This is a genomic window from Massilia sp., from assembly GCF_032106685.1.
GTDB lineage: Bacteria > Pseudomonadota > Gammaproteobacteria > Burkholderiales > Burkholderiaceae_D > Telluria.
Genome location: NZ_DAMCPG010000077.1, coordinates 1 through 8,637, shown reverse-complemented (window position 1 = coordinate 8,637; position 8,637 = coordinate 1). Strand labels below are relative to the sequence as shown.

The following is an 8,637-nucleotide window of genomic DNA, read 5'->3' as shown; positions in this document are numbered from 1 at the left end:
CCCCCGCTGCGCCCGCGGCCGGCACGTCGCCGCCGCAGGCCCGTGCCGGCGCCGCGGCGCCGCCCTGGGACCGTCCGCAGGCGCAAGCCCAGGCGCAAGAGCGTCCGCAGCCGCAGGCGCGCGCCCAGTACGAGGACGCGCCGGGCGATGTCGAGCCGCCATCCTGGGTCACCGAATTTTCCGACGACACGGCGGTTGCCGCCGAAGCGCCCGCCGTGGTCGCGCCGGCGCCGGCGGTGCGCGCCCCGGCCGCGCCGCCGCACGCCTACGTCATCACGCCGGTGCCGGCGATCGACTGGGACGGCAACTGGCCGGCCCTGGCCGCTTCGCTGCCGCTGCGCGGCGTGTCCCAGCAGCTGGCCTTCCAGACCGAACTGGTCGCTTGCCATGCCGACGCCGGTGCGGCGACCTTCCGCCTGCGCGTGCCCGTCGACACCCTGCGTGCCAGCGGCAACAGCGAAAAGCTGCAGGCCGCCTTGCAGGAACGTTTTCCCGCCGTGCGCGTCAATCTGGAGACCGAACTCGGTCCGACCTGGTACACCGCCAGCGCCGAGGCGAAGGCCGCGCGCGAGGAGCGCCAGCGCCAGGCCGAGGCCCTCGTTGCCGGCGATGCTTTCGTGCAAGACATGGAGCGCACCTTCAACGCCTTCGTGGTGCCCGGCTCGGTCAAGCCGCCGGCCGCCTGAACCGCACACCCTTTCTCACCATCCGACTTATTGGAGAATCACATCATGATGAAAAACCAGCTCGCAGGCTTGATGAAACAGGCGCAAGCCATGCAGGACAACATGAAGAAGGCGCAAGAGCAGCTGGCCCTCATCGAAGTCGAAGGCCAGTCCGGCGCCGGCATGGTGAAGGTCACCATGACCTGCAAGAACGACGTCAAGCGCGTCCAGATCGATCCGTCGCTGCTGGCCGACGACAAGGACATGCTGGAAGACCTGGTCGCCGCCGCCTTCAACGACGCCGTGCGCAAGGCCGAAGCCACCGCCGCCGAGAAGATGAGCGGCCTGACCGCCGGCATGCCGCTGCCGCCCGGCTTCAAGATGCCGTTCTAAGCCAGGAGCGCCGCGCCCGACATGTCCAAGTCGCTCGACTTCCTGACCGAGGCGCTGCGCCGCCTGCCCGGCGTCGGGCCGAAATCGGCCCAGCGCATGGCCTTCCACCTGCTCCAGCACGACCGCGAGGGCGCCGCCATGCTCTCGCGCGCGCTCTACCAGGCCGTCGACACGGTCCACCACTGCACGATGTGCAATACCTTCGCCGACACCGAGGTGTGCGAGATGTGCGCCGACGAGGCGCGCGACCGCGCGCTGCTGTGCGTGGTCGAGACCCCGGCCGACCAGATGATGATCGAGCAGACCCTGACCTGGAAGGGCCTGTATTTCGTGCTGATGGGACGCCTGTCGCCGCTGGACGGCATCGGTCCCAAGGATTTGCACCTCGAAAAGCTGGTCGGCCGCGCGGCCGATGGCGTGGTCGAGGAAGTGGTGCTTGCCACCAATTTCACCAACGAGGGCGAGGCCACCGCCCACTACATCAGCGAGATGCTCAAGGCGCGCGGGCTGAAGGTCAGCCGGCTGGCGCGCGGGGTGCCTGTCGGCGGCGAGCTCGAGTACGTCGACGCCGGCACGATAGCGCGCGCCATGCTGGACCGCCGCACCGCATAATGGTCTGCACAACAACCGACTAGCCCGGAGGCGGGGCCTGCACGTTTGCGTGCGCGCAATCGATGTTCGAGGTCCGCTGCTATCGTGGGCACACTTTGAGCGGACCCCCGAACATGCATCTCGTCGACATCACGATGTTCTACGCCGCCGAAGGCAATGGCGTGAGCACCTACCTGAACGCGAAGGCGCGCTGGCTGGCGCGCCATAGCCGCGTTCGGCATACCATCCTCAGTCCCAACGTCGACAGCGGCGGCGAGGCGCCGGCGCTGGTGCGCGTGCCGGCCGTGGCGCTGCCCGGCATCAACGGCTTTCGCATGCCGACCTCGGTGCGCGCGCCCGCGCGCCTGCTGCACCAGGCCCGTCCCGACCTGATCGAGGTCGGCGACGCCGGCCACAGCGCCTGGGCCGCGCTGCGCCTGCGGCGCCGCCTCGGGGTGCCGGCCATCGCCTTCTACCATTCCGACCTGCCGCGCCTGGTGCGCCCGCGCTTCGGCCAGACCGCCGAGCAGGCCACCTGCAAGTACCTGGCCCACCTCTACCGCCAGTTCGACCTGGTGCTCGCGCCCAGCCGCGCCATGGTCGAGCAGCTGCACGAAATCGGCGTGCCCGACGCGCGCCACCAGCCGCTGGGCATCGACAGCAGCGTGTTCGATCCCGCGCGCCGCGTCGAAACCCTGCGCGCCCACCTGCGCCTGCCCGCGAATGCGCGCCTCCTGGTGTATGCCGGGCGCTTCACGCCCGAGAAGAAACTGCACCTGCTGATCGACGCGGTGCGCAAGCTCGGCCGGCCCTATCACCTCCTGATGATCGGCGGCGGCGCCGACTTGCCGCGCTACCCGCAGATCACCTACATCCCGTTCAAGCGCAACCAGCGCCAGCTGGCGCGTTTGCTGGCCAGCTGCGACGTGCTGGTGCATCCGGGCGACTGCGAGACCTTCGGCCTGATCGTGCTCGAAGCCATGGCCTGCGGCTTGCCGGTGGTGGCCACCAGCGGCGGCGGCGTGGCCGAACTGGTCGACGACCGGACCGGCATCCTGGCGGCGCCGAACAGCATCGACAGCCTGGCCGGCGCGATCGAGGCGGTGTACGCGCGCAAGCTTGCCGAGCTCGGCGCCAATGCGCGCCGCAAGGCCGCCGAATACTATGACTGGAACGAGATCCTGCCGCAGGTCATGCGGCGCTACCAGGCCGTGCTCGGCACCCGCGAGCGCGACGAGCCGGGCACGGAGCGCATCTGTGTCACCGACTGATCCGGCCGCGGCGCAGCCGTCCTTGCCGCCGTCCGACCTGCCGTCCCGGCCGCAGTCCCAGCCACCGCAGGGCGCGCAGCCGGCTGCGCCCGTGCCGCCGCTGCTGTGCGTCTCGATCCACGACGTCGCCCCCAGCACCTGGGACGACTGCGCGCGCCTGGCGGCGGCGCTGCGCGAGGTGGCGGACCTGCCTTTGAGCTGGCTGGTGGTGCCGCGCTACCACGGCCGCCTCGACGACGATGCCGCGCTGCGCGCCGGCCTCGACGCCGCCGTGGGGCGCGGCGACGAACTGGTGCTGCATGGCTACACCCATCTCGATACCGCGGCGGCCGGCCAGGGGCTGCGCGAGCGCTTCCTGCGCGGGGTGTACACCCAGCGCGAAGGGGAGTTCGCCGCACTGGAGGCTGACGAGGCGCGGCGCCGCATCGCGATGGGGCTGGACTGGTTCCGCGCACGCGGCTGGCCGGTGAGCGGCTTCGTGGCGCCGGCCTGGCTGATGGGGCAGGGCGCCTGGGAAGCCTTGCGCGATTTCCCCTTCGTCTACACGACGACCTTTACCCGCTTCCATCTGCTGGGCCAGGACGAAGGCAAGCGCGGGCGCGGAGGCGACACCCTGTTCGCGCCCTCGCTGGTGTACGCTGCGCGCAACCGCAGCGGGCGCGCGCTGTCGCCGGTCGCGGCCGAGCTCGTCGCGCGCTGGCAGGCGCGGGCGCCGCTGGTGCGCTTCAGTTTGCATCCGCCGGACGCGCGCCATCCGCGCCTGCTGGCGCATGCCCAGGACCTGGTCGAACGCTTGCTGCGCACGCGCCGGGCGGTGACCAAGGACACCTGTGCGCGCAGCTACCAGCCGCGTCCCCAGTAGCCGCCATACCAGCCCGGGCCCCAGGGACGGCCGTAATACGGCCCGTAGTCGGCGGCGCGCTGGACTTCGTCGCGGGTGCTCAGCTGGATGATGCAGTTGCGCCACTGGTCGGATTCCCGGGCGAACCCGAGGCGGTCGCAGGCGGGGCCATAAACGACCATCATTTCCTGCATTTCGGCCTGCTTGCGCGCGGCCTTCTCCTGCGGCGTAGCGCAGGCGCCCAGCATGAGCGCCGCCGACAATACGATGAGGGTACGCATGATTTACTCCATGATTGCGGTTGTCCGGAATCCGGTCACGATTCGAGCTTAGCGCAATCGACCGCGCGTCGCTCGATCCGCCCCAATCGCGCGCGCACGCCCGGGGCTGCCAGCTTTCGCCATGCGGCGGGCGCAGCTTTTCCCTTTGTAAATGATGGCTTTTCTGGCAAGATGCCTGAGTTTAATAATAAGTAACAAGGGGACACACATGCGTACGCGCGGCTGGAAGCTCTGGACTGCACGCATCCTGGCGGGCCTGCTGCTGCTCTTGCTGCTGGCGGGGCTGGCTGCCTGGCTGTTCCTGCGCGGCAGCCTTGCCCAGCTCGACGGCGAGCGCAGCGCGCCCGGCCTGCGGGCGCAGGTCACGGTCGAACGCGACGAGATGGGCGTGCCGATGCTGCGCGGCGAGAACCGGCTCGACCTGGCCTATGCCACCGGTTTCGTGCACGCCCAGGAACGCTATTTCCAGATGGACCTGCTGCGCCGCACCGCCGCCGGCGAGCTGGCCGAGCTGTTCGGCCCGCGCGCCCTGCCGCTGGACCGCGCGCGCCGCCTGCACCGCTTCCGCGCCCGCGCCCGGCTCGCCCTGGAAAGCTTCACGCCCGAGGAGCGCGCCTTCGTCGACCGCTACGTTGCCGGCGTCAACGAGGGCCTGAACGCCCTGCGCGCGCGGCCCTTCGAATACCTGCTGGTAGGCGCGGCGCCGAACGCCTGGCGCGCCGAGGATTCGCTGCTGGCCGTGTGGGCGATGTACATCGACCTGCAGGGCAACCTGGAGGGGCGCGAACTGGCGCGCGGCTGGCTGCGCGAGCACAGCGACGCCACCCAGCTGGCCTTCCTGCTGCCGCAGGCGACGCGCTGGGACGCGGCGCTCGACGCCGGCGCGCACGCCGCGCCGCTCGAGGCGCCGCTTCCGGCCGACGCACCCAGGTGGTGGGGCAGCGCCGCCGCGCAGCCGGCGACGCTGGCGCAGTCGTCGTCGGCCGATTTCGTCGACTCAGTCGGCAGCAACAATTATGCGATCGCGGGCAGCCGCAGCACCACCGGCGCGGCGATCGTCGCCGACGACATGCACCTGGGCCTGCAACTGCCGAACATCTGGTACCGGCTGGCGATGTCGCTCCCGGACGGCGAGAATGGGCGGCGGCGCCTGGTGGGGGTGACGCTGCCGGGCGCGCCGCCGCTCATCATCGCCGGCAGCAACGGCAAGGTGGCCTGGGGCTTCACCAACAGCTATGGCGACTACCTCGACCTGGTCGAAGTCGCCAGCGACCCGGCGCGCCCTGGCGAAGTGCGCACCGCGGCCGGCTGGGAGCGCGTGCGCGAACACATCGAAACCATCGCCGTGAAGGGCGCCCCGGCCGAGCGCCTCGCGGTGCGCGAAACCTCGCTCGGACCGCTGCGCGAAGCGGGCGGCAGGCACTTCGCCGTGCACTGGGTCGCGCACCATCCGCAGGCGGTCAACCTGAACCACCTGAAACTGGAAGGCGCGGCCACGCTCGCGCAGGCGCTGGCGATCGCGAATACCGACGGCATTCCGGCCCAGAACTTTGTCGGCGGCGATAGCGCCGGGAATATCGGCTGGACCATCGCCGGCATGTTGCCGCGCCGCACCCATACCGGCATCGAGACCAGCTTCCCGCTGGCGCCGGACAGCGATGTTCCGACCTGGGACGGTTTGCTGGCGCCGCAGGATTATCCGCGCGTGCTCAATCCGCGTGACGGCCAGCTGTCAACGGCCAACAGCCGCCAGCTGCTGGGGCCTGCCTCGTCGCTGCTGGGCGACGGCGGCTTCGATCTCGGCGCGCGCAACGGCCAGCTGGCCGACCGCCTGCACCGGCTCGGGCCGCGCACCGACGTGCCGGCCGCCTTCCAGGCCGCACTCGACGACCGCGCGCGCTTCATCGCCCTGTGGCGCGAGCGGGCGCTGAACGTGCTCGATCCCGCCGCCACCGGCGGCCAGCCGCGCCGCGCCGAGTTCCGGCGCCTGCTGGAAACGAGCTGGAACGGCCGCGCCGACGTCGACTCGATCGGCTACCGGCTGGCGCGCAACTTCATGTGGGCGCTGCACGACATCGTCTTCGCCGGCGCCAACGAGGAACTGGCGAAGCTCGATCCGAAGGCGAGCGTCGGCAGCGCCAATCCGCGCTGGCCGGCGGTGCTGGCGCGCCTGCTCGATGCCCAGGCGCCGGGCTGGCTGCCGCCCGGCCACCAGGACTACCGGGCGCTGCAGCTGGCGGCGATCGACCGCGTGATCGCCGACCTCGACCGCGAGGGTGTGCCGCTGGCGAAAGCGACCTGGGGCCAGCGCAACACGGCGGCGATCTCGCATCCGATCGCGCTGGCCGTGCCGGCGCTCGGCCCCTGGCTCGGCGCGCCGCGCGACCGCCTGCCCGGCGACGCCCACATGCCGCGCGTGGCCGGGCCGAAGTTCGGCCAGTCCGAGCGCCTGACGGTGTCGCCGGGACGCGAGGAGGAGGGCCTCTACAACATGCCGGGCGGCCAGAGCGGCCATCCGCTGTCGCCCTTCTTCCTGCGTGGGCACGAGCAGTGGGTAAAAGGCACACCGACGCCGCTGCTGCCGGGAGCGGCGACGCACACGCTGGTTTTCAAACCGTAGGGTGGGCGGCTCGACCTGGAAAAGGGAATCGACGCGCCTTCTGCGCCGCCCACGCGGTGATCGTTGGCGGCAAGATCATCCGGCACGACATCGGGGCCGGTAACCATCACCGCGTGGGCGGCGCATATGCAGCGTCGACGCATGCCGTCGGGTGGAGCCACCCACCCTACGCGGCACGCCGTGCAGGACCGGATGTCAGCGCACCGGCAACACCAGGCGCAGCTTGCCCAGCATCTGGGTAATCGCCTCGGCCGTCGACGGGTGACCCAGGAAGTAGCCCTGCACCATGTCGCAGCCATACTCTTCGAGCAGCACCAGCTGTTCGTCGGTCTCGACGCCTTCGGCCACCACCGCCATTTTGAGCCCGTGCGCCATGGCGATGATGGCGCGCGTGATCGCCGCGTTCTCGGAGTCCTGCGGCAGGCCGCAAATGAAACTGCGGTCGATCTTCAGCGCGCGCACGTCGAAGCGCTTCAGGTAGTTCATCGACGAGTAGCCGGTGCCGAAGTCGTCGATCGACAGGTAGACGCCGATCCCGCGCAGGCGCTCGAGCGTGGCCATGGTCGCCTTGGCGTCGTCCATCAGCGTGCCCTCGGTCAGTTCGAGTTCGAGCAGCTTGGGGTCGAGCCCGGTGTCGTCGAGCGCCGAGAGCACGATCTGCGACAGGTTCTCGTCCTTGAACTGCTTGGCCGAGAGGTTCACCGCCATCCGCAGCGCGCGCCGGTCGTGGCGCTGCCAGGCGCGCGCCTGGTTGCACGCGGTGCGCAGCACCCATTCGCCGATCGGCACGATCAGGCCGGTCTCCTCGGCCAGCGGGATGAACTCGGTCGGCGAGATCACGCCGCGTTCCGGATGGCGCCAGCGCACCAGCGCCTCGACACCGACGATCTCGGAGGTGCGCACGTCCAGCTGCGGCTGGTACAGCAGGTAGAGCTCGTCGTTCTGCAGCGCGCGGCGCAGGCCGACTTCGAGCTTCACGTGGCTCATGATCTGCATCGTCAGCGAGGAGCTGTACAGCTTGGCGTTGTTCTTGCCGCAGTTCTTCGCGTGGTACATCGCCGTGTCGGCGTACTTCAGCAGCGAACTGCTGTCGTCGCCGTCCTCCGGGAACAGCGAGATGCCGATGCTGGCGGTGACGAAGATCTCGTTGCCGTCGATGAGGAAGGGGCGCCGCATCGCCTCCTTGACGCGGTGCGCGACGTTGAGCGCGTGCTCGACCCGCTCCAGGTCGGGGATCAGGATCGTGAATTCGTCGCCGCCCAGGCGCGCCAGGTTGGTGGTCGGGTCGTGGCCACCATCGTCGGTGCCCGCGTCGCCGCGCGAGACCAGGTCGCTCGGGCGGATCGTTTCGCGCAGGCGCTCCGAGACGATCTTCAGCAGGTGGTCGCCGACGTTGTGGCCGAGGGTGTCGTTGATGCGCTTGAAGGCGTCCAGGTCCATGAACAGGACGGCGAACTTCTTGTTGCCGATCTTCGAGCGCTGCAGCTCGCGTTCCAGGTTCTCGAGGAAGGCCTGGCGGTTCGGGATGCCGGTCAGGCTGTCGCAATAGGCCAGGCGCCGGATCTGCTCCTCGGTGCGCTTGCGCTCGCTGATGTCGCGCACCAGGCCCAGCACTTCCGACGGACCGGTGGCGACCAGGCGCGCCTCGAAATGCTGGACCGTGCCGAAGCGGATCAGTTCGTACTCGACCGAGCGGATCTCCTGGGTGCGCAGCACCTCGCCGAGCTGGTCGAGCATGCGCCCCGCGATCGGCCGCGGCAGCACTTCGGTGATGTGGCGGCCGATGCAGCGTTCGCTCGAGAAGGGCGCGTTGTCCTCGCGGCCGGCGGCGCGCGCCGGAGCGTCGATGCCCGCCAGGGACGCTCCGGTGCGCTCTGGCACCGTCCTTTCCTGGCCGGGCCGCTCGTGCCCCGGCTCGTAATCGAGGTAGAAGCCGTCGCGGTCCATGCGGAAGAAGGTGTCGGGAATCGCCGCC

Annotated in this window: 7 protein-coding genes and 1 pseudogene; 6 read left to right on the top strand and 2 right to left on the bottom strand. The window is 70.2% G+C overall.

The genetic code is table 11. From position 1 onward, the window contains the following. The 5 genes and pseudogenes from RT688_RS23385 to RT688_RS23365 all read left to right on the top strand — a co-directional run. Positions 1 to 686 (top strand): annotated as a pseudogene (locus RT688_RS23385) (DNA polymerase III subunit gamma/tau); the annotation flags it as partial. A gap of 45 nt (positions 687 to 731) precedes the next feature. Beyond that, positions 732 to 1,058 (top strand): YbaB/EbfC family nucleoid-associated protein, encoded by a 327-nt coding sequence (locus tag RT688_RS23380; RefSeq protein ID WP_313707233.1) that lies wholly within the window; start codon positions 732 to 734, stop codon positions 1,056 to 1,058. Positions 1,059 to 1,079: 21 nt separating this feature from the next. Further along, on the top strand, positions 1,080 to 1,670 hold the full coding sequence (recR, locus tag RT688_RS23375; protein ID WP_313707232.1) for a recombination mediator RecR: 591 nt from the start codon (positions 1,080 to 1,082) through the stop codon (positions 1,668 to 1,670). A 113-nt stretch (positions 1,671 to 1,783) separates the two neighbouring features. Next, the gene (locus tag RT688_RS23370; protein ID WP_313707231.1) at positions 1,784 to 2,920 is read left to right on the top strand and encodes a glycosyltransferase family 1 protein; all 1,137 of its coding nucleotides are present in this window, start codon (positions 1,784 to 1,786) and stop codon (positions 2,918 to 2,920) included. After that, positions 2,907 to 3,782 (top strand): polysaccharide deacetylase family protein, encoded by an 876-nt coding sequence (locus RT688_RS23365; RefSeq protein WP_313707230.1) that lies wholly within the window; start codon positions 2,907 to 2,909, stop codon positions 3,780 to 3,782. The genes RT688_RS23370 and RT688_RS23365 overlap by 14 nt, the downstream gene beginning before the upstream one ends. On the opposite strand, the gene RT688_RS23360 is transcribed toward RT688_RS23365, so the two are convergent. After that, positions 3,761 to 4,042, bottom strand: coding sequence for a hypothetical protein (locus tag RT688_RS23360; protein WP_313707229.1), 282 nt, complete (start codon positions 4,040 to 4,042; stop codon positions 3,761 to 3,763). The genes RT688_RS23365 and RT688_RS23360 overlap by 22 nt on opposite strands. Before the next feature lie 208 nt (positions 4,043 to 4,250). Here RT688_RS23360 and RT688_RS23355 point away from each other — a divergent pair, with 208 nt between their 5' ends. Continuing rightward, on the top strand, positions 4,251 to 6,662 hold the full coding sequence (locus RT688_RS23355; protein ID WP_313707228.1) for a penicillin acylase family protein: 2,412 nt from the start codon (positions 4,251 to 4,253) through the stop codon (positions 6,660 to 6,662). A gap of 195 nt (positions 6,663 to 6,857) precedes the next feature. Here the strand turns inward: RT688_RS23355 and RT688_RS23350 are convergent. Beyond that, a partial coding sequence (locus tag RT688_RS23350) for an EAL domain-containing protein (protein ID WP_313707227.1) occupies positions 6,858 to 8,637 on the bottom strand: 1,780 nt, incomplete at its 5' end.

Coding starts and splice junctions, on each gene's coding strand:
- RT688_RS23360 (WP_313707229.1), bottom strand. CDS start 4,042: ATGCGTACCCTCATCGTATTGTCGGCGGCGCTCATGCTGGGCGCCTGC.
- RT688_RS23380 (WP_313707233.1), top strand. CDS start 732: ATGATGAAAAACCAGCTCGCAGGCTTGATGAAACAGGCGCAAGCCATG.
- recR (WP_313707232.1), top strand. CDS start 1,080: ATGTCCAAGTCGCTCGACTTCCTGACCGAGGCGCTGCGCCGCCTGCCC.
- RT688_RS23355 (WP_313707228.1), top strand. CDS start 4,251: ATGCGTACGCGCGGCTGGAAGCTCTGGACTGCACGCATCCTGGCGGGC.
- RT688_RS23370 (WP_313707231.1), top strand. CDS start 1,784: ATGCATCTCGTCGACATCACGATGTTCTACGCCGCCGAAGGCAATGGC.